Below are 23,031 nucleotides of genomic sequence, written 5' to 3' on the forward strand. Positions count from 1 at the left end.
CTCCTTCTTGCGTTGGGGTCGGCCGCGACGGCGGCTCAGCGCTGGCTCAGGATCTTGGCGACCACGCCCACGTTGTGGGCCAGGTGCACGGGATTGATGGTGCCGACAATAGCACTGCTCACCCCGGGGTGGGCAAACAGCAGCTCGAAGCTGGCCCGGACCGGGTCGACGCCCGGGGCCAGGCAGGCATGACCGCTGGCCAGGGCCTTTTTCACCAGGATGGCCTTGCCGTGTTCGGCAGCATAGTCCAGCACCGGGCGTTCGCCCTGCTCGTCGAGGTTGTAGGTAACCATCGCGCAATCGCCTGTTTGCAGGGCCTGCAGCCCCCCTTCGACGGTTTTGCCGGACAGCCCGAAGCCGCGAATCTTGCCTTCCTGCTTGAGTCGGGCCAGGGTTTCGTACACCGCTTCCTGCTGCAGAATGCGCAGATCGTTGCCGTCGGAATGCACCAGTACAAGATCGATACAATCTGTTTCAAGGCGTTGGAGGCTGCGTTCCACCGAGCGGCGCGTGTGGGCGGCGCTGAAGTCGAAGTGCGAGTGGCCGTCGTCGAACTCTTCGCCGACCTTGCTGACGATCACCCAGTCGTGGCGCTGGCCGCGCAGCAATGGGCCCAGCCGCTCTTCGCTGCGGCCATAGGCCGGTGCGGTGTCGATCAGGTTGATGCCCAGCTCACGGGCCTGGCGCAGCAGCAGGCGGGCCTCGTCGTCGTCGGGGATGGTGAAGCCGTTGGGGTATTTGACGCCCTGGTCGCGGCCCAGCTTGACCGTGCCCAGCCCCAGCGGGGAAACGCTCAGGCCGGTGCTGCCCAGCGGGCGGTGATAGGGGTGCAGGGTCGGCAGGCTCATGGCAGCAGTTGCTCCCATACCGGTTGTGCCAGGGGCGGTTTTGGCAGGGGCGGCAGGGCAGGCAGATTGCCTGGCTTGATACCGTCACGTTCCAGGCTGTTCAGCACGCGGTCAGCGAAGTCCGGTGCCAGGGCCAGCTTGGTCGGCCAGCCCACCAGCAGGCGCTGCTGGTCGGCGAGGAAGGCGTTGTCGGGGCGCACCAGGCCCGATTGCGCGGGTTCGGCGCGGTCGACACGCACGGTGGCCCACTGCACCTGGCTGAGGTCGACCCAGGGCAGCAGCCCCGCGACCTCCTTGCGGGCGGCAGCGATCTGCGCTTCGGGTTCGCGGGCAACGCCCTCGGCTTCGGCCAGGTCGCCGCCCAGGTACCACACCCACTGGCCGTCGGCGGCCGGGTGGGTGGTCACGGTGATGCGCGGCTTGGGCCCGCCGCCCAGGCAGTGGGCGTACAGGGGCTTGAGGCTCGGGCCCTTGGCCATGACCATGTGCAGCGGTCGGCGCTGCATGGCCGGCTGGCTCAGGCCCAGGCTTTGCAGCAGCCCGGCATTGCCGGCACCGGCGCTGAGCACCACGCGCTGGGCGCGGATATCGCGGCCATCGACACGCAAGCCGACCAGTTCGTCACCTTCATGCAGTGGTTCGATGTGTTCACCGGCCAGCAGGCTGTCGCCGGCCAGCTCTGCCAGGCGCGCGAGCAGGCTCGGCACGTCCACCACCAGTTCGGCCAGGCGGTACACCTTGCCCTTGAAGGCACGGTCCTGCAGGGCAGGGGGCAACTGGTCGCCCTTGACCTGGTCGACCCGGCCGCGTACCGCCTTGCTGGCGAAGAAGCTGGTGAGGTTGCCGGCCAGGGTGCCGGGCGACCACAGGTAGTGCGCCTCGGACAGCAGGCGCACGCCGCTCAGGTCCAGTTCGCCGTTGCCGGCTAGGGCCTCGCGCCAGCGCCGCGGCATGTCGGCAATGGCCTCGGAGGCGCCGGTGAGCGCACCGTGCAGGGCGTACTTGGCACCGCCGTGGATGATCCCCTGGGACTTGAGGGTCTGCTCGCCACCGAGGCTGGCGCGTTCCACCAGCACCGTCGAGTAGCCCAGGCGGCGCAGGCGGGCATTGAGCCAGAGGCCTGCGACCCCTGCGCCGACGATCAGCACGTCGGTGGAAATAACGGATGACATGCACGCACCTCACAAGCAAAGACAGGAGCGCAGTATACAGCCTGTGAGGTTTCGTACCCTGTCGCTCATCAATGCCCGGTGGTTTTGGAGAACACCTGGATCACCACCACGCCGCCGACGATCATGGCCATGCCGAGCATGGCCGGCACATCCAGTTTCTGCCCGTAGATCACCAGCGCCGCGATGCTGATCAGCACGATGCCCAGGCCCGACCAGATGGCGTAGGCAATGCCTACCGGAATGCTGCGAACCACCAGGGTCAGCATCCAGAACGCCACGATGTAGCCGCACACCATCAGAAGCAGGGGCAGCGGCGTACTCAGGCCCTTGACCGCCTTCATCGAGGCGGTGGCAATGACTTCGGCGCAGATGGCGATGGCCAGGTAGGTATAGGCGTTCATGGTAGTCCTCTGTTCTGGTCGCGCATTCTAGAGGATGGCGCAATGGGGTAAAGTCATTACCTATCTATTCTGGAGATAGGCTGGCATGCACGGTCAATGGAACCTCGAACAGCTGCGCACCTTCGTGCGGGTCGCCGAACTGCGCTCGTTCTCGGCGGTGGCGCGTGAGCAGCGCAAGGCCCAGTCGGCGGTCAGCAACGCCATCGCGTTGTTCGAGGCCGACCTTGGGGTCACGCTGTTCGAGCGTAGCAGCGGGCGTCAGCCGCGCCTGACCGATGCCGGCCAGGCGTTGCTCGAGGAGGCACGCGAGCTGCTGCGCCAGTGCGAGCGCCTGGACGGCCGGGCGCAGGCGCTGATGCGCGGGCAGGAGGCGCAACTGCGCCTGGCGCAGGACGAGGCCATGCCCTTCCAGCCGGTGCTCGACAGCCTCGACGAGCTGGCCGTGCAGTACCCGCTGCTGGAAATCCAGGTGGCCAGCGGGGCCCAGGGCGATGTGGCGCGCAAGCTGCTGGAGCGCCGTGCCGACCTGGGCCTGATGTTTCACCACGAGCACATGCCTGCAGCGCTGGAGCGCCAGGCGCTGGGCAGCGTGGAGATGGTCACCGTGTGCGCGGTGCATCACCCGCTGGCGCAACTGGCCAGCGTCAATCGCCAGCAGCTGGCGCAGCACCGTCAGTTGCTGATCACGCCCCAGCAGAGCGGCTACCCTGGCGGCGAACCGATCAGCCCACAGATCTGGCGCGCCGACAGCTTCTACGTGATGGCCGAGATGCTCATGCGCGGGCTGGGCTGGGCCTGGCTGCCGCGCCATGTGGTGCAGTACCCGGCCTACCAGCAGCAGATGGTGGAGCTTGCCAGCGAGTGGCGCCCGCCGGCGCTGGTGGTGGAGTTGGCGTGGCGCCGCGACGAGCCGCTGGGGCCGGCCGCGCGCTGGCTGGCCGAGCGCTTCGCAGTGCATTTGTGCGCCATTGGCTAGTACACTTCGGCGCCATGAACAGAACCCTATATACCCTGCTGTTTCACCTGGGCCTGCCGCTGGTCGCGCTGCGCCTGTACCTGCGCTCGCGCAAGGCGCCGGCCTATGCCCGGCGCATCGCCGAGCGCTTCGGCCTGAAGCTGCCGCCCCTGCAGCCGGGGGGCATCTGGGTGCATGCGGTGTCGGTGGGCGAGAGCATCGCCGCCGCGCCGATGGTGCGTGCCCTGCTGCAACGTTATCCACAGTTGCCGATCACCATCACCTGCATGACGCCCACCGGTTCCGAGCGCATCCAGGCGCTGTTCGCAAACGAGCCACGCATCCAGCACTGCTACCTGCCGTACGACCTGCCGTGGGCGGCGGCGCGGTTTCTGGAGCGTGCTCGCCCGCAACTGGCGGTGATCATGGAGACCGAGCTGTGGCCCAACCATATCCACCAGTGCGCCCGACGTGGCATACCGGTGGCGCTGGCCAATGCGCGGTTGTCGGCGCGTTCGGCCAAGGGCTATGCGCGTTTTGCCGGGCTGACCCGGCCGATGCTGGCCGAGATGAGCCTGATCGCGGTGCAGACCGAAACCGAGGCCGAGCGTTTTCGCCAGCTCGGTGCGCGGCCCGAGTGCGTGCAGGTGACCGGCTCGATCAAGTTCGACCTGACCATCGATGCGCAGCTGCCGGTGCGCGCCAGGGCGCTGCGTGAAGAGTGGCAGGCGCTGCAACGGCCGGTGTGGATTGCCGCAAGCACCCATGAGGGCGAGGACGAGGTGATCCTGGCAGCGCATCGGCAGTTGCTGGCGCACCATTCGGACGCGCTGCTGATGCTGGTACCGCGCCATCCGGAGCGCTTCAACGCGGTGCATGGGTTGTGCGCAGCGCAGTTTTCCACGGTGCGCCGCTCTGGCGGTGCGCCGGTGACGGCGGATTGCCAGGTACTGCTGGGCGATACCATGGGCGAGCTACTGTTTCTGTATGCGCTGGCGGACATCGCGTTCGTCGGCGGCAGCCTGGTGCCCAACGGCGGGCACAATCTGCTGGAGCCGGCTGCACTGGCCAGGCCAGTGCTGAGTGGGCCGCATCTGTTCAACTTTCTCGAGATCGCGGCAATGCTGCGCGAGGCGGGGGCGTTGTGCGAAGTGGATGATGCCCAGGGGCTGGCGGCCGAGGTGCGGCGCCTGATCGAGCTGCCCAGCGATGCACTGAAGATGGGCGAGGCGGGGGTCGGGGTGATGCGGGCCAATCAGGGGGCGTTGAAGCGCCTGCTGGATGGGCTGGGGAATCTGCTCAAGGCGTGAGGCCTGTTCGCCGGCAAGGTCGGCTCCTACACGGGGTGCGCAACACCTGTAGGAGCCGGCCTTGCCGGCGAAGCTGTTTCAGGGCCTTTCGAAATTGGCTTGCGCCGCCTTGGCCAGGTCCGGCGGCAGGAAGTCCTTGTCCGGGTTGTAGTCGGGCTTGAGGTAGCGACCCAGGTCATTCAGGTCTTGCGGGCTCAAGGTCCCGGCGGCCTGCTTCAGGCGCAGGTTGTCGAGGATGTAGTCATACCGGGTGTTGTTGTAGTCGCGCACCGAGGTGTACAGCTGGCGCTGTGCATCCAGCACGTCGACGATGTTGCGCGTACCCACCTGGTAACCGATTTCGGTCGCTTCCAGCGCACTCTGGTTGGAAATGATCGACTGCTTGCGCGCCTGCACCTGCTCCACGTCGGTGTTCACCGCGCGGTGCAGGTTGCGGGTGTTTTCCACCACCTGGCGACGCAGGCTCTCGCGCTGCTGTTCGCTCTGGCTCAGGCGCTGGTACGCCTCGCGCACCTGCGAGCTGGTCAGCCCGCCACTGTAGATCGGGATGTTCAGCTGCAGGCCGATGCTGGTCTGCTCCACGTCGCCGCGGTAGTTCTGGCCCGTCAGGTTGGGGTTGCTGAAGCCCAGGCTGTCGTTGTCACCCTTCTGGTAGCGCGCCACCGCGTCCACCGTCGGCGCGTGCCCGGCCTTGCGCTGGCGCAGGGTTTCCTCGGCCGCGTTGACCGCGTAGTTGGTGGCCTGCAGGTTCAGGTTCTGCTTTGCGGCGGTTTCTACCCAGGCCTTGGCGTCATTGGGCGTGGGTACCTGCACCGGCAGGGTGTGCACGATGCCCTGCACCGAGTTGTAGTCGCGGTTGGTCAGGGTCACCAGTGCCTCGAAGGCGTCGTCCACCTGGCGCTGCGCGACGATGCGGTTGGCGCGTGCGGTGTCGTAGCTGGCCTGGGACTGCAGCACGTCGGTCTTGTCCGACAGGCCTACATCGAAGCGCTCGTTGCTCTGGTCGAGCTGGCGCTTGAACGCTGCTTCTTCGGCCTTGGTCGAAGCCAGGGTGTCCTGGGCGCGCAGCACGGCGAAGTAGTTCTCGGCACTTTGCAGAATCAGGTTCTGTTCGGTGGCCGACAGCTCCAGCGCCGCCTGTTCGTTCACCGCTTCGGCTGCCTGCAACTGGAACCAGCGGTCGGCGCGGAAGATCGGCTGGGCCAGGGTGGCCTGCCAGGAGTTGCCGCTGCGGTTGGCGGTGATCGAGGGGTGGTCGATCTTCGTACGGCTGTTCATCATCTCGGCGCCGGCCGAGAGGTTGGGCAGCAGGCCGGCACGGGCCTGGGGCACCACTTCCTTGCGGGCGCCGTAGTCGGCGCGGGCAGCGGCCAGGTCGGCGTTGTTGTTCACCGCTTCCTGATACACGCTGACCAGATCGGTGCGTACCGACAGGGGCGGTTCTGCTGCCCAGGCCATTCCGTTGGTAGCACACGACACGGCGAGGGCCAGTGAAAGTTTGCGCAGCATAGGGCAGTCCTTGAACGGTTGAGTATTTCTGAACCGATGAGTGTAGTTGCGCAGGCATTTTGCAACAATCCGCTATTTGCGCCTTTTATCATGCTTGTGCTTGGACTGTTGGCGTTTCGCGTCGCACCGGTCTATGCTGGGCGCGTTCTTGTCGGGGTGCCTTGCGTTGAGGCTGAGATCGGATAATTCCGGATCCCGTTGAACCTGATCAGGTTAGCGCCTGCGTAGGGAACAAGATTGCTCGTCTCCCGCGAGCCCTCTTGTGTCGGCTGCGGGATTGTCATTTCAGCTTTTTGGCTGGTGTGGCATCTTCCGTTTTCGGCACAGCACCAGCCCTGGTGCGCCCGTGCCTTTCAGGTTCACTCCGACTGCCAACCCGTCTGGAGAGCCTGTGATGAGCCAAAAACAAAAATACCCCGCGCACCTGAGTGAATCGGCCAAGGTCGACGAGCAGTCCGTGCAGCCGTTCACCCGTTCGCGCAAGATCTACGTGCAGGGCTCGCGCCCCGATATCCAGGTGCCGATGCGCGAAATCAGCCTGGACGACACCCCCACCGATTTCGGCGGCGAAGCCAACGCGCCGGTGCTGGTGTACGACACCTCCGGCCCCTACACCGACCCCACCGTGCAGATCGACGTGCGCAAGGGCCTGGGCGATGTGCGCTCGGCCTGGATCGACGCGCGCGGCGACACCGAGCGCCTGGCCGGGCTGTCCTCCAGTTTCGGCCAGATGCGCCTGAACGACGTGGAACTGACCAAGCTGCGCTTTGCCCACGTGCGCAACCCGCGCCGGGCCAAGGCCGGCGCCAACGTCAGCCAGATGCACTACGCGCGCCAGGGCATCATCACCGCCGAGATGGAGTACGTGGCCATCCGCGAGAACATGAAGCTGCAGGAGGCCCGCGCCGCCGGCCTGCTCGACCAGCAGCACGCCGGGCACAGCTTCGGCGCAAGCATCCCCAAGGAGATCACCGCCGAATTCGTACGCGAAGAAGTCGCTCGCGGCCGCGCGATCATTCCGGCCAACATCAACCATGTGGAGCTGGAGCCGATGATCATCGGCCGCAATTTCCTGGTGAAGGTCAACGGCAACATCGGCAACAGCGCGCTGGGCTCCTCCATCGAGGAAGAAGTGGCCAAGCTGACCTGGGGCATCCGCTGGGGCTCGGACACGGTAATGGACCTGTCCACCGGCAAGCACATCCATGAAACCCGCGAGTGGATCATCCGCAACTCGCCAGTGCCGATCGGTACGGTGCCGATCTACCAGGCACTGGAGAAGGTCAACGGCGTGGCCGAGGACCTGACCTGGGAGCTGTTTCGCGACACCCTGATCGAACAGGCGGAGCAGGGCGTGGACTACTTCACCATCCATGCCGGCGTGCTGCTGCGCTACGTGCCGCTGACCGCCAAGCGCGTGACCGGCATCGTCAGCCGCGGCGGCTCGATCATGGCCAAGTGGTGCCTGGCGCATCACAAGGAAAACTTCCTCTACACCCATTTCGACGAAATCTGCGAAATCATGAAGGCCTACGACGTCAGCTTCTCGCTGGGCGACGGCCTGCGTCCGGGCTCGATCGCCGACGCCAACGATGCGGCGCAGTTCGGCGAGCTGGAGACCCTGGGCGAGCTGACCAAGATCGCCTGGAAGCATGACGTGCAGTGCATGATCGAAGGCCCCGGCCACGTGCCGATGCAGTTGATCAAGGAGAACATGGACAAGCAGCTCGAGTGCTGCGACGAGGCGCCGTTCTACACCCTGGGCCCGCTGACCACCGACATCGCGCCGGGGTACGACCACATCACCTCGGGCATCGGTGCGGCGATGATCGGCTGGTTCGGTTGCGCGATGCTCTGCTACGTGACGCCCAAGGAGCACCTGGGGCTGCCGAACAAGGACGACGTCAAGACCGGCATCATCACCTACAAGATCGCCGCGCACGCGGCGGACCTGGCCAAGGGACACCCGGGCGCGCAGATCCGCGACAACGCCTTGAGCAAGGCGCGGTTCGAGTTTCGCTGGGAAGACCAGTTCAACCTGGGCCTGGACCCGGACACCGCACGCTCGTTCCACGACGAGACCCTGCCCAAGGATTCGGCCAAGGTCGCGCACTTCTGCTCGATGTGCGGGCCGAAGTTCTGCTCGATGAAGATCACCCAGGAAGTGCGTGAATACGCCGCCAACCAGCCGGTCGAGGTGGCGGTAGAAGAGGGCATGCGCGAGCAGGCCGAGCGGTTCCGCCAGGAAGGCAGCCAGTTGTACCAGAAGGTCTGAGGCGATCCCTTCGCCGGCAAGGCCGGCTCCTACAGGCGACACGAAACCCTGTAGGAGCCGGCCTTGCCGGCGAAAGCGTCCTGCAATCCAACCCCCACTCTCCTGCCGAGCCCTGATCGTGAGCACACCCAGCCACTACTCCCCCGATTCCCCCATTCCCGACAGCCAGCGCGTCTTCGGCGCGCGTGACCTGTTCTCCCTGTGGTTCTCCCTCGGCATCGGCCTGATGGTGCTGCAGACCGGCGCCTTGCTCGGCCCCGGCCTGGGCCTGCCCGGCGCGTTGCTGGCCATCACCCTCGGCACGCTGGTCGGCGTTCTGCTGCTGGCCGCCGCCGGCGTCATCGGCAGCGACACCGGCCTGTCGGCCATGGGCACCCTGCGCCTGAGCCTGGGCCGCCACGGCGTGGCGCTGCCGGCCATTCTCAACCTGCTGCAACTGGTTGGCTGGGGCGCGTTCGAAATCATCGTGATGCGCGACGCCGCCAGTCTGCTCGGTGCGCGGGCCTTCGGCGCCGATAGCCTGTGGGTCAGCCCGCTGCTGTGGGCACTGTGCTTCGGCGCCCTGGCCACCGCGCTGGCGGTGGCCGGCCCGCTGACCTTCGTGCGCCGCATTTTGCGCAAATGGGGCATCTGGCTGCTGCTGGGCGCCTGCCTGTGGCTGACCTGGAGCCTGTTCGCCAAGGCCGACCTGGCTGCCCTGTGGGCGCGCGCCGGGGACGGCTCGATGTCGCTGGGGGTGGGCTTTGACATCGCCATCGCCATGCCGCTGTCGTGGCTGCCGCTGATTGCCGACTACTCGCGCTTCGGCAGGCATTCGGGGCAGGTGTTCGTGGGTACCGCACTGGGCTACTTCATCGGCAACCTGTGGATGATGAGCCTGGGCGTGGCCTACATCCTGGCCTTCGCCACCGATGGCGAAGCCAGCACCCTGCTGCTGGCGCTGGCCGGCGCAGGCTTTGGCATCCCGCTGTTGCTGGTGCTGCTCGACGAGTCGGAAAAGGCCTTTGCCGACATCCACTCGGCGGCGGTGTCCAGCAGCCTGCTGTCAGGCGTGAAGGTCGAGCACCTGGCACTGGTGATCGGCGTGGTGTGCACCCTGATCGCCTGCTTCGCGCCGCTGGGCCAGTACGAGAACTTCCTGCTGCTGATCGGCTCGGTGTTCGCGCCGCTGTTCGGTGTGGTGCTGAGCGACCACTACGTGCTGCGCCGGCGTCGCCTGCCCAGTGTGGTCGACGGCCTGCACTACGGGGCGCTGGTGGCGTGGGCCTGTGGCGTGGCGACCTACCATGTGCTGGCGCATTACGCCGCAGACGTTGGCGCCACCCTGCCAGCCTTGCTGCTGGCAGGGGCGCTGCATCTGTTGCTGGGCTTCAACCGCGGCCGGGAAACAGCTCGGGCCTGATCACGCCGTTCAGGCGCGGGTAGGGGATCTTGAGCTCGATGTGGCCCATGGAGTACGGGGCGATGGCATACACCTCGTACTTCACCACCACCGCGCCGTAGGTCAGGGCGACGTGCGGTGACTTCTGGAATGGCCAGTTCTTCACGAACTCGGCGTCTTTGTCCATGCCGGTGCTGATCAGCCAGCCCTTGTGGGCCTCTTCGACGGTCTTCCAGAAGGTTGCCTCCTGGCCCGGCACCAGCATGTCCTGCAGGGTCAGCACCTTGTCCTGCTGGCGCGAATAGTTGATGAAGCCGCGCCCCGGCATGCCGTGCGCGCCGCCGGTGTCCAGGTAGCTGGACAACTCGATGATCACCAAGCCGTCATGCTGCTCGCGTACCTTGGCCTGCAGGTAGCTGCTGTTGCGGCTCTGGGCCGATTGCAGGTAGCTGTCCTCGTAGGACTTGAGCGAGGCCGGCAACGGTGCGCCCTCGCCATCGCTGGTGAGCTTGAGCAGGCTGCGCTCGACGATCGCATCGAGCTTGGGGTTGGTGGGGAAGTGCACCGTGTCGATGTTCACCAGCGGGCAGTCGGCTGCGGTGCAGCCCGGCTTGATGTGCTCCCACCTGTCGCGCTTGACCTCGAGCGGCACGCGCATGTTGGGCTGGAACAGGCTCTGGCAGGCGCCCAGAGTCAAGGCCAGGGCGGTCACGCAGGCTAATTTCGCAAGTGACATGATGATCCTTGTAGTGCAACGGTAATCGGGCTTGGACCGTCGGCAATGCCGTCGGTTCGCCACTAAGCTGACAAGAAAGGCTGCGCCTATCCTCGCAGCCCGCACGATTGTTTTAAAGGGGTGAAACCGCGCAGTGTGCAGGTTAGGATGGCGCGACGTGGTAATGGGGTAACGAGGTATCCATGACAGACAAGCCAAAGGCCATGCCGACCGACGTACAGATCGTGCGGCGCGAAAACTGCTTCAAGGGCTTTTACCGGCTCGACCGGCTGCACCTGCGCCACGAGCTGTTTGCCGGCGGCATGGGCCGCGAGATCAGCCGTGAGCTGTTCGTGCGCCACGACGCAGTGTGCGTGCTGCCCTATGATCCGCAGCGTGACGAAGTGGTGCTGATCGAGCAGTTTCGCGTCGGCGCCATGGGCAAGGTCGACAACCCCTGGCTGGTGGAACTGGTCGCCGGTCTGATCGACAAGGACGAACAGCCCGAGGAGGTTGCGCACCGCGAGGCGCAGGAGGAAGCTGGGCTGACATTCAGTGCGCTGTGGCCGATGACCAAGTACTTTCCGTCGCCCGGCGGCAGCGATGAATTCGTGCACCTGTACCTGGGGCGTTGCCACAGCGACGGCGCAGGCGGCCTGCACGGGCTGGAAGAAGAGGGCGAAGACATTCGCGTGAAGGCCTGGGCGTTCGAGGATGCGTTGCAGGCCGTGCGCGATGGGCGCATTGCCAATGCCGCGAGCATCATTGCCCTGCAATGGCTGGCGTTGAACCGTGATGAAGTCAGGGGGCTGTGGTCGTGAATCTGTTGCGCGAGCGCTACCGGGTCGATCTGGTCGGCTTGCAGGCTGCCTGCGAGGCCAACTATGCGCGCCTGATGCGCCTGTTGCCCGACATGCGCACCACCCAGAGCTCGCGCCGCATCGGCATGACCCAGGGTGACCAGATGCTCGGCGTGCTGGTGCTCGACGTGGTGCTGGCCTGCCCTTACACCACCACCCTGCGCGTGCGCCAGGAGCACAGCCTGCCGTGGCTGCCGGTGCCGCAGCTGGAGGTGCAGGTGTACCACGACGCGCGCATGGCCGAGGTGGTCAGTGCCGAGCATGCGCGGCGCTTTCGCAGTGTCTACCCGTACCCCAATGCGGCCATGCACCAGCCGGACGAAAAGGCCCAGCTCAACCTGTTCCTGGGCGAGTGGCTGAGCCATTGCCTGGCCTGCGGCCACGAACTGGAAGCGGTTCGCTGAAAATGTGACCGGTGTCGTGGGCGCGGGGTTTGCCGTTGCCTGCATTCCCACCATAATCGTGCAGAATCCGCCCAAGGAGACGGCCTTGCCGCACTCGATCATCCCTTCCCGTGACACCTCGGTGCTGCTGGTGCAGCTCTCCGACAGTCATCTGTTCGCCGAAGCCGAAGGCACGCTGCTGGGCATGAACACCCGCGACAGCCTGCGCCGGGTGGTCGAGCGGGTACTCGACGAACAGCCGGTGGTCGACCTGGTGCTGGCCACCGGCGACCTGTCGCAGGATGGCAGCGTCGAATCCTATCTGCAGTTTCTGGCCCTCAGCGGCAGGATCCCGGCCCCGGCCCGCTGGCTGGCCGGCAATCACGACGAGCCGTTCCCCATGGCGCAGGTGGCACGCGGCAGCGCGCTGCTCGAGCCGGTAGTGGATGCCGGCGCCTGGCGGGTGATCATGCTCAACTCGGCCGTGTGCGGCTCGGTGCCGGGGCTGCTGGCAGACGATCAGCTGCAACTGCTCAGGCAGGCCCTGGAGGCCGCACCGCAGCGCCATTGCCTGATCTGCTTCCATCACCAGCCGGTTTCCATCGATTGCGCCTGGATGGCGCCCATCGGGCTGCGCAACGCCGATGTGCTGTTCGACCTGCTCAAGGGTTATCCACAGGTGCGCGCGCTGCTCTGGGGGCATATCCACCAGGAGTGGGACCAGCTGCGTGACGGTGTGCGTCTGCTCGCCTCGCCGTCCACCTGCATTCAGTTCGAGCCGGGCAGTGAAGACTTCAAGGTGGGCGACCAGGCCCCGGGGTATCGCTGGCTGCGCCTGCATGACGACGGCAGGCTCGAGACCGGGGTCTCGCGCGTGACCGACTTTGCCTTCACCGTCGATTACGGCAGCAGTGGGTACTGAGCGCTGCAAGCTGCAAGTGAACGCGAATATCACCGCCCGGTTGTAACCTGATGTTTGAAAGTTGCCGCTCAAGGCTTCTCGAACAGGCTAAACTGCGCGTCTTTTGTGCTCGTTGCGACGGGCGTTGCATGGGCATCGGGGGCGATCATGTCGGGTTCGATTCTTTATATCCACGGGTTCAACAGTGCGCCCAGTTCGACCAAGGCCAGCCAGCTGAGCAGTGTGATGCAGCAGCTGGGGCTGGCCGGGCAGCTGCGCGTGCCCCTGCTGGACAACCATCCGCGCCAGGCCGTGGCGCAGCTTGAACGTGCCATCGCCGAGCTGGGTTCGCCATTGCTGGTCGGCAGCTCGCTCGGGGGCTACTATGCCACCCACCTGGCCCAGCGCCACGGGCTCAAGGCCCTGCTGATCAACCCGGCCGTCAATCCGCACCAGCTGTTCGACGGCTACCTGGGCCCGCAGCAGAATTTCTACACCGGGGAAACCTGGGAGCTGACACTGGACCACGTGCAGGCCCTGGCCGAGCTGGAAGTGCCCGCACCGAGCGACCCCGAGCGCTTTCAGGTATGGCTGCAGACGGGCGATGAAACCCTGGACTACCGCCGTGCCCAGGCCTTCTATCGGGCCTGTGCGCTACGCATCGAGGCCGGTGGCGACCACAGCTTCCAGGGCTTCGCGCAGCACCTGCCGGCCATGCTGAGCTTTGCCGGCATTGCACCGCAGGTGTACCAGGCATTCGATTTTTCTGTACTTTGACTGATTATTTTCACCTACGACTGACGACGAGAACCCATGGCCAATCCCAGCGCTAGCGCCTATAACGCAGACGCCATCGAAGTCCTCTCCGGCCTTGACCCGGTGCGCAAGCGCCCGGGCATGTACACCGACACCAGCCGGCCCAATCACCTGGCCCAGGAAGTCATCGACAACAGCGTCGACGAAGCGCTGGCCGGCCACGCTCGCACCGTGCAGGTCATCCTGCATGCAGACCATTCGCTGGAAGTGTCCGACGACGGTCGCGGCATGCCCGTGGACATCCACCCCGAAGAGGGCGTGTCGGGCGTCGAGCTGATCCTCACCAAGCTGCACGCCGGCGGCAAGTTTTCCAACAAGAACTACCAGTTCTCCGGCGGCCTGCACGGGGTGGGCATTTCGGTGGTCAACGCCCTGTCCAACCAGGTACGGGTACGGGTCAAGCGCGACGGCAACGAGTACCAGATGACCTTCGCCGACGGCTTCAAGGCCACCGAGCTCGAAGTGATCGGTACCGTCGGCAAGCGCAACACCGGTACCAGCGTGTACTTCGCGCCCGATCCCAAGTATTTCGACTCGCCCAAGTTTTCCATCAGCCGCCTCAAGCATGTGCTCAAGGCCAAGGCTGTACTGTGCCCGGGGCTGCTGGTCAGCTTCGAGGACAAAGGCACCGGCGAGAAGGTCGAGTGGCATTACGAGGACGGCCTGCGCTCGTACCTCGAAGACTCGGTAAGCGAGTTCCTGCGCCTGCCCGACGCGCCGTTCTGCGGCAGCCTGGCGGGCAACAAGGAGGCCGTGGACTGGGCCTTGCTGTGGCTGCCCGAAGGCGGCGACAGCGTGCAGGAAAGCTACGTCAACCTGATCCCCACCGCCCAGGGCGGCACCCACGTCAACGGCCTGCGCCAGGGCCTGCTCGATGCCATGCGCGAGTTCTGCGAGTTCCGCAACCTGCTGCCGCGCGGGGTCAAGCTGGCCCCCGAGGACGTGTGGGAGCGCATCAGCTTCGTGCTCTCGATGAAGATGCAGGAGCCGCAGTTCTCCGGCCAGACCAAGGAGCGCCTGTCGTCTCGCGAGGCCGCCGCATTCGTTTCCGGCGTGGTCAAGGATGCCTTCAGCCTGTGGCTCAATGCCCACCCCGAAGTGGGCATGCAACTGGCGGAACTGGCGATCAACAACGCCGGGCGCCGGCTCAAGGCCAGCAAGAAGGTCGAGCGCAAGCGCGTGACCCAGGGCCCGGCACTGCCGGGCAAGCTGGCCGACTGCGCCGGGCAGGACCCGATGCGCGCCGAGCTGTTCCTGGTCGAGGGTGACTCGGCCGGTGGTTCGGCCAAGCAGGCGCGCGACAAGGAGTTCCAGGCCATCCTGCCGCTGCGCGGCAAGATCCTCAACACCTGGGAAGTCGACGGCGGCGAAGTGCTGGCCAGTCAGGAAGTGCACAACATCGCGGTGGCCATCGGCGTCGACCCCGGTGCCACCGACATGAGCCAGCTGCGCTACGGCAAGATCTGCATCCTGGCCGACGCCGACTCCGACGGCCTGCACATCGCCACCTTGCTCTGCGCCCTGTTCGTGCAGCACTTCCGCCCGCTGGTGGAGGCCGGCCACGTGTACGTGGCGATGCCGCCGCTGTACCGCATCGACCTGGGCAAGGAGATCTACTACGCCCTGGACGAGGCCGAACGCGACGGCATCCTCGACCGCCTGGTGGCCGAGAAGAAGCGCGGCAAGCCGCAGGTCACCCGATTCAAGGGCCTGGGCGAGATGAACCCGCCGCAGCTGCGTGAAACCACCATGGACCCGAACACCCGGCGCCTGGTGCAGTTGACCCTGGAAGACCTCGAAGGCACCCGCGAGATCATGGACATGCTGCTGGCCAAGAAACGTGCGGGCGACCGCAAGAGCTGGCTGGAGTCCAAAGGCAACCTGGCCGAGGTACTGGCTTGATCGCTCGGTGCCTGGCAGCGCTGTTGTCACTGCTGGGCGTGCCGGCGCTGGCCGAAACCTGGCCGGAGCTGGCGATGCAGAGCGAGCATCCGGTAGAGGGCATGCGTGGCGGCAACCTGTCGGGGCTGGCCCTGTGCAACGGCGAGCTCTGGACCGTCTCGGACCGCGACGACGACCTGCTGTACCGCCTGGACACCACCCAGACGGTGTGGCAGGCCGAAGGTATTCGCCTGGAGGTGCCGCCGGTGCCGGACAGCGGCCTGCCCTGGGGCCTGCGCTCGAGCAACTGGGCAATGTCCTACGTGCGCGGCGGCGAGCTGGATTTCGAAGGCATCAGTTGCGATGCCGCAGGCAATCACTACCTGGTCAGCGAAACCCATGTGGCGGTGCTCAAGGTACCAGTCGCAGGCGACCCCAGCTGGCTGAAGATCGACCCGAGCATGGTCCGCCAGGCGCGCGCCAGCGGCATGCTGCTGCACTTCAATGCATTGTTCGAAGGCATCGCCGTGAACCCGGCCGGCGATCGCCTGTGGCTGGCCGCCGAGCGCGAGCGCCGCGGGCTGATTTCGATCAATCGCCAGCAGACCACCTGGCACTGCGGTGATGGCTGCGTGCTGCTCAGCGAGGCCGGCACCGAGATGCAGCCTGCGCAGATGCCCAACGCCCGCGAGCGGCCCCGGGATTTTGCCGACCTGGCGCTGTTCGAAGGCAAGCTGTTCACCCTGGAGCGCAACGCCTACCGTATCTGCCGGCGTGATGCCGACACTGGAAGCGTGGAGCGCTGCTGGTCGTTCGCTGCCGATGCCCTGATCGAATCGCGGCAGTACTCGCAGCCGTTCGGCCTGGCCGAGGCCCTGGTGATCGATGCCAAAGGCGCCTGGATAGGCCTGGACAACAACGGCGGTCGCCGCGCCGATGGTGAAAACCGCCCGATCGTGTGGCGCTTTGCAGCGCCCCATGGCGGCTGGAGCGCCAAACCGTGAGCCAGGCACCGGGCAAGCGTGCCGGCCGGGTGATGCTGGTGCTGGCGTGGGCGGCCGGCCTGTTCCTGGCCACGCGCTTTTTCGGCGACTGGGAACAGCGCCAGGCTAACCCCAACAGCCAGATCAGCTCGCAGCACGGCGATGGCTATGTCGAGGTGCGGCTGCTGGGCAATGGCCAGGGGCATTTTGTGGCCGACGGTCTGATCAACGGCCAGGCCGTGCATTTTCTGCTGGATACTGGCGCCACCGACGTGGCGATCCCCGAGAGCCTGGCCCGGCAGTTCAGCCTGGAGCGTGGTGCGCCCGTGACCCTGAGTACCGCCAATGGTCGTACCGAGGGCTATCGCACCCGCCTCGACAGCCTGCAACTGGGCGATATTCTGCTGCGCGACGTACGCGCCCTGGTGGTGCCGGGGCTGGACGGCGAGCAGGTACTGCTGGGCATGAGTGCCCTGAAACAACTCGAATTTACCCAGCGCGGCGGCACCTTGCTGCTGCGCCAGACCTTGAAATGATGAGGCCCGCATGAGCGACTCCCTTGATCTCAGCCTCGATGGCGTAGAGCGCCGGTCACTGGCTGACTTCACCGAACAGGCCTACCTCAACTACTCCATGTACGTGATCATGGACCGTGCGCTGCCGCATATCGGCGACGGTTTGAAGCCGGTGCAGCGACGCATCGTCTACGCCATGAGCGAACTGGGCCTGGACGCCGATTCCAAGCACAAGAAATCGGCGCGTACCGTCGGTGACGTGCTCGGCAAGTTCCACCCGCATGGCGATTCGGCCTGCTATGAAGCCATGGTGCTGATGGCGCAGCCCTTCAGCTATCGCTACACCCTGGTCGACGGCCAGGGCAACTGGGGGGCGCCGGACGATCCCAAATCCTTCGCGGCCATGCGCTACACCGAAGCGCGCCTGTCGCGCTATTCCGAGGTGCTGCTCAGCGAGCTGGGCCAGGGCACTGCGGACTGGGGCCCGAACTTCGACGGTACCCTCGACGAGCCCCTGGTGTTGCCGGCACGTTTGCCGAACATCCTGCTCAATGGCACCACCGGTATCGCCGTGGGCATGGCCACCGACGTGCCGCCGCACAACCTGCGCGAAGTGGCCACAGCCTGCGTGCGCCTGCTCGACGAGCCCAAGGCCACGGTCGAACAGCTGTGCGAGCACATCCAGGGCCCGGACTACCCGACCGAAGCAGAGATCATCACCCCGCGCGCCGACCTGCTGAAAATCTACGAAACCGGCCGTGGCTCGGTGCGCATGCGCGCCGTGTACCACATCGAGGACGGCGACATCGTGGTCACCGCGCTGCCGCACCAGGTGTCGGGCGCCAAGGTGCTGGAACAGATCGCCGCGATGATGCAGGCCAAGCCGTCCAAGGCGCCGCAGGTGGCCGACCTGCGTGACGAATCGGACCACGAGAACCCGTGCCGCATCGTGATCATCCCGGTGCACAGCCGCGTCGACCACGAAGCGCTGATGCAGCACCTGTTCGCCAGTACCGACCTTGAGTCCAGCTACCGGGTCAACATCAACATCATCGGCCTGGACGGCAAGCCGCAGTTGAAGAACCTGCGCACGCTGCTGGTCGAGTGGCTGCAGTTCCGTGTGCAGACCGTGCGCCGTCGCCTGCAGTTCCGCCTGGACAAGGTGGAGCGTCGCCTGCACCTGTTGGACGGCTTGCTGATCGCCTACCTCAACCTGGATGAAGTGATCCACATCATCCGTACCGAGGAGCACCCACGGGCCAGGTTGATCGAGCGCTTTGCATTGAGCGAGATCCAGGCCGACTACATTCTCGACACGCGCCTGCGCCAGTTGGCCCGTCTGGAAGAGATGAAGCTGCGCAACGAGCAGGACGAACTGCTCAAGGAACAGGCCAAGCTGCTGGCGCTGCTGGGCAGCGAAGCCAAGCTCAAGAAACTGGTGCGCACCGAACTGCTGCAGGACGCCGAAACTTATGGCGACGACCGTCGCTCGCCGATCGTCGAGCGCGCCGAAGCCCGTGCGATGACCGAGCACGACCTGCTGCCCAACGAAAAGGTCACGGTGGTGCTGTCCGAGAAGGGCTGGGTACGTTCGGCCAAGGGCCACGACATCGATGCCACCGGGCTCTCGTACAAGGCCGGCGACGGCTTCAAGACCGCAGCTGCGGGGCGCTCGAACCAGTACGCGGTGTTCATCGACTCCACCGGCCGCAGCTACTCGGTGCCGGCGCATACCCTGCCGTCGGCACGGGGCCAGGGTGAGCCGCTGACCGGTCGCCTGACCCCGCCGCCCGGTGCTTCGTTCGAGTGCGTGCTGATGCCCGAGGATGACGGCCTGTACGTGATTGCCTCCGATGCCGGCTACGGCTTCGTGGTCAAGGGCGAAGACCTGCAGGCCAAGAACAAGGCCGGCAAGGCCCTGTTGAGCCTGCCGAACAACGCCAAGGTGATCCTGCCGCGCCCGGTGGGCAACCGCGAGCAGGACTGGCTGGCGGCGGTGACCACCGAAGGGCGCCTGCTGGTGTTCAAAATCAGCGACCTGCCACAGCTGGGCAAGGGCAAGGGCAACAAGATCATCGGCATTCCGGGCGACCGCGTGGCCAGTCGTGAAGAATTTGTCACCGACCTGGCAGTGATTCCCGAGGGTTCGACCCTTGTATTGCAGGCCGGCAAGCGTACCCTGTCGCTCAAGGGCGATGACCTGGAGCACTACAAGGGCGAGCGTGGGCGGCGTGGCAACAAGCTGCCGCGCGGCTTCCAGCGGGTCGATGCGCTGCTGGTGGAAAACGTCGAATAAGCGACCTGGTGGCCGCAAACGGGTATTTTAGTGACCGTTTGCGGCTTAAACACTGGAGTCGCACGGAACTTTCGCGGATGATAGGCCCCTTGTGGTGCCAGCGTAGCTGTGTGCCCGACGTATTCATGAGTATCACTGCGGCAAGCCGTGTGGCGGCCGCCTGGATGGGATGATGACTTTTCTGCGCCTTCCATTTGTTCTACTGCTCAGTGGCGTGCTGGGCTTGGCCGGGTGCAGCATGCACCAGCCGGTAGCGCTGTATCAGCTCGACAGTGGCGAGCCGGGGCAACCTGGCCAGAGCAACGGCATGGCCGTGGTGCTGGGGCCGGTCTCGGTGGCCGACTACCTGCAACGCGAAACCCTGCTGCAACGCCAGCGTGACGGCAGCCTGACGGCAGCGACCGATGGTCGCTGGGCGGGCAGCCTGTCGGCCGACATCGACCAGTTGCTGGTGCGCCAGCTGGCCTGGCGCCTGGACAGCCAGCGTGTGGTGCTGGCACCGGCCAGTACCGGGTTCAACCCGGATGTGCAGGTGCTGCTGTCGATCACGCGCCTGGACTCGGGCGTTGGCCAGCCGGCGATCCTCGATGCCCAGTGGCGCTTGCTTGATCGTCGTGGCCAGGTGCGTGACAACCGCATCGTGCATTTCGAGCAGCCCCATGAAGGCAGCTCGGCGGCGCAGGTACAGGCGCAGGGGCAACTGCTGCAGCGTCTGGCCGAGCAGTTGAGCGTGGCGTTGAAGCCGTTGGCCAATCAGCCGCCGATCGTGCAGGAACAGCCGAAGAAGGCCACGCCGGTACAGCAGGTGCGCAAGGAACCGGAGAAACCGAAGATTCCGATGGCGACACCGATTCGTACCGAGATGGAAGTGTTCCGGTTTTAACCGGCCACAAAAAAGCCCGCAGCGATGCGGGCTTTTTTGTGGCCGGTTGAAACCGGCTCCTACGGGGCCTCAGGTCTTGATCTGGCGCTCGTGCATGCGTGCCAGCTGGCGCTCCAGCATCGACGGATACGGCTCCATCAGGCGCTCCACACAGCATGCCCCTTCAGGGCTGGCAATCGGGCGGATGCGGGCACGCTGGCGAATCAGCGCATCATCACTGACCTTGCGCTCCACCAGCAGCAGGTTGCGGCTGTGTTGCGACAACGCCAGGGCATCCTGGGCCTTGTCGGTCAGCAGCAGGTCGATCTGGCTCAGGCCGTGCAGGTCTTCACCCAGCGCCAGGCCCAGCTGCAATTGCAGGGTAATCCCGCTGTCGGCCACTTCCACCTGCAACGCATGCCCCAGGGCGCGCAGCAGTTCGCCACAGCAGATGGCGTTGGTCAGGTAGTCCTCGCCGCTTTCCGAGCTGTGGAACAACAGCAGCGTGCTGCCATCGTTGAGTGTGTGCACTTCGCTTTCATACAGCGACGCGGCCTGGTCGAGGCAGTCGCGGTAGCGGTCCAGCAGTTCGGTCAGACGTGCCCGAGGCAGGCGGCGCAGTTGCTCCTGCGAGCCCAGTTGCACCGCCAGCACCGCACTGGCCTGCGGCTCGCGTGGCGCAGCGGGTACTACAGCCTGCGGCGCGGCATCGCTGTCGTCGCGCAGGTCGGCAAACGCCTCGTCGTCGTCTTCATCATGCGCTACTGGCCTGGGCAGCGCCGGCTTGGGCTCCAGCGCCGGCTCGCGCAGGTTGCGCACCTGCAAGGCCGGCTGCGCTTCATGTTCGTCGTAGTCGTCTTCTTCCTCGGGCTCTGCTTCAGGCTCCGGCGGTGGCGGGGCAAAGCGCGAATGCAGCTGGCGCGCCAGGTCGCCGATCTCGTCCTGGCGGTCGGTGGCCGGGGTGTAGGCATCCAGGTCGCGCAGCCACACCCGCAGTTGCAGCAGCGGCGTCGAAATGAAGCGCCCCAGGCGCAGGCTCAAGGCCAGGGCCAGGGCCAGCAGGATCGCCGCCAGAATGCCCATGCTCTGCAGGCTGATGGTCAGCGGCTGCTGGAACTGGCTCATGTCCAGGCTGATGCGCAGTTGCCCGGCCGTCACGTCCTGGAAGGTGATCTTGGTCTGATACAGGCCCTCGACCTCGCCCAGCAGGCCGTTTTTCGGGCGCTGGCCGGCTTCGGCGAGGATCCGGTTGTCGACGCTGTAGATGGCGGCATGGGCCACCAGCGGGTTCTTCACCAGGTTGCCGAGCAGCACGTTGAGGCTGAGGATGTCGTTGGACACCAGCAGTTCGGTGGCAGACGTGGCGGTCTGCGTGGTCAGGCTCTGACCCAGGGCGTCGGCCTGCTCGTGCATGGCCTGCTTGAACTGCAGGCCCATGACCCCGGCGTAGATGACCAGCGCCAGCGCTACCAGAAACACGTTGTGGCAGGCGATCCGCAAGGCCAACGGCACACGGCGCTGGCGCAGGGCACGGAAGATCAGCAGGAAGAAATTGTCGGTTTTAACTGGCGTGGGCCGGTTCACAGAGTGCGGCTCTTTATGTCGGAGAAGGTGCTGCGCAGTATAGCGACAGGGCATGGGCCGGCAAAGTATCGACTGCGCCCGATGGTCTGCGAAAGTGGGTAGAATGCGCGTTTTGTCACTGTGTCGGAGCCCGTTTTGCGCGAAATCGTTCTGATTAACATCACCGGCGAGGACCGTCCGGGTCTCACCGCGGCCATTACCGGCGTGCTCGCCCAGGGCGGGGTGAACATCCTCGACATCGGCCAGGCGGTCATCCACGACACGCTGTCGTTCGGCATCCTGGTGGAAATCCCCAGCACCGAGCAGGCCAGCGCCGTGCTCAAGGACATCCTCTTCACCGGGTACAAGCTGGACCAGCAGGTGCGCTTCACCCCGGTTTCCGAGCAGGACTACCAGCAGTGGGTCGACGGCCAGGGCAAGGCCCGCCATATCGTGACCCTGCTGACGCGCAAGGTCACTGCCGAGCAGTTGCAGCGGGTGAGCTCCATCACCGCCCAGTACGGGTTGAACATCGACCATATCGACCGTCTGTCGGGTCGTATCGCGTTGGACACCCCGGCCGACCAGGGCAAGGGCTGCATCGAGTTCTCCGTGCGTGGCGAGCCGGCCGACCCGCAGGCCCTGCGTGCCGAGTTCCTCAGCGTGGCGCAGGAGCTGAACGTCGACATCGCCTTCCAGCAGGACTCGCTGTTCCGCCGCAACCGTCGCCTGGCGGTGTTCGACATGGACTCCACCCTGATCGAGGCCGAGGTCATCGACGAGCTGGCCAAGGCGGCAGGCGTGGGCGAGCAGGTGTCGGAAATCACCGAGCGTGCCATGCGTGGCGAGCTGGATTTTCGTGCCAGCTTCAAGGAGCGCCTGGCGCTGCTCAAGGGCCTGGACGTCAACGTGCTGGACGAGATCGGTGCTTCGCTGCGCCTGACCGAGGGCGCCGAGGTGCTGTTCGCCGAGCTCAAGCGCCTGGGCTACAAGACCGCGATCCTGTCGGGTGGCTTCACCTACTTTGCCAAGCAGCTGCAGGCCAAGCTGGGTATCGACTATGTGTTCGCCAACGAGCTGGAAGTGGTGGACGGCAAGGTGACCGGCGTGGCCGTGGAGCCGATTGTCGACGCGCAGCGCAAGGCTGACCTGTTGACCGAGCTTGCACGCAAGGAAGGCTTGCAGATGGAGCAGACGATTGCCGTGGGCGACGGTGCGAACGACCTGCCGATGCTGGCGATTGCCGGCCTGGGCGTGGCGTTCCGGGCCAAGCCGCTGGTCAAGCAGTCGGCCAAGCAGGCGATCTCGACGCTGGGGCTGGATGGGGTGCTGTATCTGCTGGGCTTCAGGGATCGCGACGGTCGCGACTGAGAAAGCGGGGCCGCTGCGCGGGTCAAGCCCGCTC

20 protein-coding genes and 1 riboswitch are annotated in these 23,031 nt (G+C 65.7%); of the genes, 14 read left to right on the forward strand and 6 right to left on the reverse strand.

The window, feature by feature from the left end:
- Nucleotides 1-35: 35 nt before the first annotated feature.
- The 3 genes from NP552_RS08315 to NP552_RS08325 all read right to left on the reverse strand — a co-directional run bounded on the left by NP552_RS08315 (nucleotide 36) and on the right by NP552_RS08325 (nucleotide 2,421).
- Complete coding sequence (locus NP552_RS08315; RefSeq protein ID WP_043863571.1) at nucleotides 36-848, reverse strand: aldo/keto reductase; 813 nt, start codon at nucleotides 846-848, stop codon at nucleotides 36-38.
- Nucleotides 845-2,020 carry an NAD(P)/FAD-dependent oxidoreductase gene (locus tag NP552_RS08320; RefSeq protein ID WP_043863570.1) on the reverse strand — a complete coding sequence of 392 codons (1,176 nt, stop codon included), beginning with the start codon at nucleotides 2,018-2,020 and terminating at the stop codon, nucleotides 845-847. Before NP552_RS08320 ends, NP552_RS08315 begins: the two co-directional genes overlap by 4 nt.
- Nucleotides 2,021-2,088: 68 nt before the next feature.
- Nucleotides 2,089-2,421, reverse strand: a complete 333-nt coding sequence (locus tag NP552_RS08325) for a DMT family transporter (protein WP_043863569.1) — start codon at nucleotides 2,419-2,421, stop codon at nucleotides 2,089-2,091.
- Between the two features lie 85 nt (nucleotides 2,422-2,506).
- Here NP552_RS08325 and NP552_RS08330 point away from each other — a divergent pair, with 85 nt between their 5' ends.
- Both NP552_RS08330 and waaA read left to right on the forward strand, forming a co-directional pair.
- Nucleotides 2,507-3,397: a LysR family transcriptional regulator gene (locus NP552_RS08330; RefSeq protein ID WP_043863568.1), complete on the forward strand. Its 891-nt coding sequence runs from the start codon at nucleotides 2,507-2,509 to the stop codon at nucleotides 3,395-3,397.
- Nucleotides 3,398-3,411: 14 nt separating this feature from the next.
- Complete coding sequence (gene waaA, locus NP552_RS08335) at nucleotides 3,412-4,686, forward strand: lipid IV(A) 3-deoxy-D-manno-octulosonic acid transferase (protein WP_100632907.1); 1,275 nt, start codon at nucleotides 3,412-3,414, stop codon at nucleotides 4,684-4,686.
- 78 nt (nucleotides 4,687-4,764) lie between these two features.
- On the opposite strand, the gene NP552_RS08340 is transcribed toward waaA, so the two are convergent.
- Entirely contained in the window at nucleotides 4,765-6,195 is a 1,431-nt protein-coding gene (locus tag NP552_RS08340) for a TolC family outer membrane protein (protein ID WP_043863566.1), read from the reverse strand.
- Between the two features lie 142 nt (nucleotides 6,196-6,337).
- Nucleotides 6,338-6,443: riboswitch (TPP riboswitch) on the forward strand.
- A gap of 146 nt (nucleotides 6,444-6,589) precedes the next feature.
- Here NP552_RS08340 and thiC point away from each other — a divergent pair.
- Entirely contained in the window at nucleotides 6,590-8,470 is a 1,881-nt protein-coding gene (gene thiC, locus NP552_RS08345; RefSeq protein ID WP_054915742.1) for a phosphomethylpyrimidine synthase ThiC, read from the forward strand.
- A gap of 118 nt (nucleotides 8,471-8,588) precedes the next feature.
- Entirely contained in the window at nucleotides 8,589-9,872 is a 1,284-nt protein-coding gene (gene cytX / locus NP552_RS08350; RefSeq protein ID WP_274096628.1) for a putative hydroxymethylpyrimidine transporter CytX, read from the forward strand.
- Here cytX and NP552_RS08355 read toward each other — a convergent pair.
- The gene (locus tag NP552_RS08355) at nucleotides 9,841-10,587 is read right to left on the reverse strand and encodes an RsiV family protein (protein ID WP_043863563.1); all 747 of its coding nucleotides are present in this window, start codon (nucleotides 10,585-10,587) and stop codon (nucleotides 9,841-9,843) included. The genes cytX and NP552_RS08355 overlap by 32 nt on opposite strands.
- Before the next feature lie 182 nt (nucleotides 10,588-10,769).
- Between NP552_RS08355 and NP552_RS08360 the strand changes: the two genes are divergently transcribed.
- The 9 genes from NP552_RS08360 (at nucleotide 10,770) to NP552_RS08400 (ending at nucleotide 20,084) form a co-directional block, all read left to right on the forward strand.
- On the forward strand, nucleotides 10,770-11,387 hold the full coding sequence (locus tag NP552_RS08360) for an NUDIX domain-containing protein (RefSeq protein ID WP_043863562.1): 618 nt from the start codon (nucleotides 10,770-10,772) through the stop codon (nucleotides 11,385-11,387).
- Nucleotides 11,378-11,830 (forward strand): DUF1249 domain-containing protein, encoded by a 453-nt coding sequence (locus NP552_RS08365; protein ID WP_043863561.1) that lies wholly within the window; start codon nucleotides 11,378-11,380, stop codon nucleotides 11,828-11,830. Before NP552_RS08360 ends, NP552_RS08365 begins: the two co-directional genes overlap by 10 nt.
- Before the next feature lie 85 nt (nucleotides 11,831-11,915).
- Nucleotides 11,916-12,731 (forward strand): 3',5'-cyclic-AMP phosphodiesterase, encoded by an 816-nt coding sequence (gene cpdA, locus NP552_RS08370; protein ID WP_274096629.1) that lies wholly within the window; start codon nucleotides 11,916-11,918, stop codon nucleotides 12,729-12,731.
- A gap of 147 nt (nucleotides 12,732-12,878) precedes the next feature.
- The gene (locus NP552_RS08375; protein ID WP_043863559.1) at nucleotides 12,879-13,487 is read left to right on the forward strand and encodes a YqiA/YcfP family alpha/beta fold hydrolase; all 609 of its coding nucleotides are present in this window, start codon (nucleotides 12,879-12,881) and stop codon (nucleotides 13,485-13,487) included.
- Nucleotides 13,488-13,523: 36 nt separating this feature from the next.
- A complete protein-coding gene (gene parE, locus NP552_RS08380; RefSeq protein WP_043863558.1) occupies nucleotides 13,524-15,428 on the forward strand; it encodes a DNA topoisomerase IV subunit B in 1,905 nt (634 codons plus the stop codon).
- Nucleotides 15,425-16,411: an esterase-like activity of phytase family protein gene (locus tag NP552_RS08385; protein ID WP_213606809.1), complete on the forward strand. Its 987-nt coding sequence runs from the start codon at nucleotides 15,425-15,427 to the stop codon at nucleotides 16,409-16,411. The genes parE and NP552_RS08385 overlap by 4 nt, the downstream gene beginning before the upstream one ends.
- Complete coding sequence (locus tag NP552_RS08390) at nucleotides 16,408-16,926, forward strand: retropepsin-like aspartic protease family protein (protein WP_078479871.1); 519 nt, start codon at nucleotides 16,408-16,410, stop codon at nucleotides 16,924-16,926. Before NP552_RS08385 ends, NP552_RS08390 begins: the two co-directional genes overlap by 4 nt.
- Nucleotides 16,927-16,936: 10 nt before the next feature.
- Nucleotides 16,937-19,201, forward strand: coding sequence for a DNA topoisomerase IV subunit A (parC, locus tag NP552_RS08395; RefSeq protein WP_054915737.1), 2,265 nt, complete (start codon nucleotides 16,937-16,939; stop codon nucleotides 19,199-19,201).
- 172 nt (nucleotides 19,202-19,373) lie between these two features.
- Nucleotides 19,374-20,084 (forward strand): PqiC family protein, encoded by a 711-nt coding sequence (locus NP552_RS08400; RefSeq protein ID WP_043863554.1) that lies wholly within the window; start codon nucleotides 19,374-19,376, stop codon nucleotides 20,082-20,084.
- Nucleotides 20,085-20,153: 69 nt separating this feature from the next.
- On the opposite strand, the gene NP552_RS08405 is transcribed toward NP552_RS08400, so the two are convergent.
- Nucleotides 20,154-21,647 (reverse strand): HAMP domain-containing protein, encoded by a 1,494-nt coding sequence (locus tag NP552_RS08405; RefSeq protein WP_043863553.1) that lies wholly within the window; start codon nucleotides 21,645-21,647, stop codon nucleotides 20,154-20,156.
- Between the two features lie 135 nt (nucleotides 21,648-21,782).
- Between NP552_RS08405 and serB the strand changes: the two genes are divergently transcribed.
- A complete protein-coding gene (gene serB / locus NP552_RS08410; RefSeq protein WP_043863552.1) occupies nucleotides 21,783-22,997 on the forward strand; it encodes a phosphoserine phosphatase SerB in 1,215 nt (404 codons plus the stop codon).
- Nucleotides 22,998-23,031: the final 34 nt, after the last annotated feature.

The organism is Pseudomonas sp. 8209, assembly GCF_028682105.1.
GTDB classification, from domain to species: domain Bacteria; phylum Pseudomonadota; class Gammaproteobacteria; order Pseudomonadales; family Pseudomonadaceae; genus Aquipseudomonas; species Aquipseudomonas palmensis.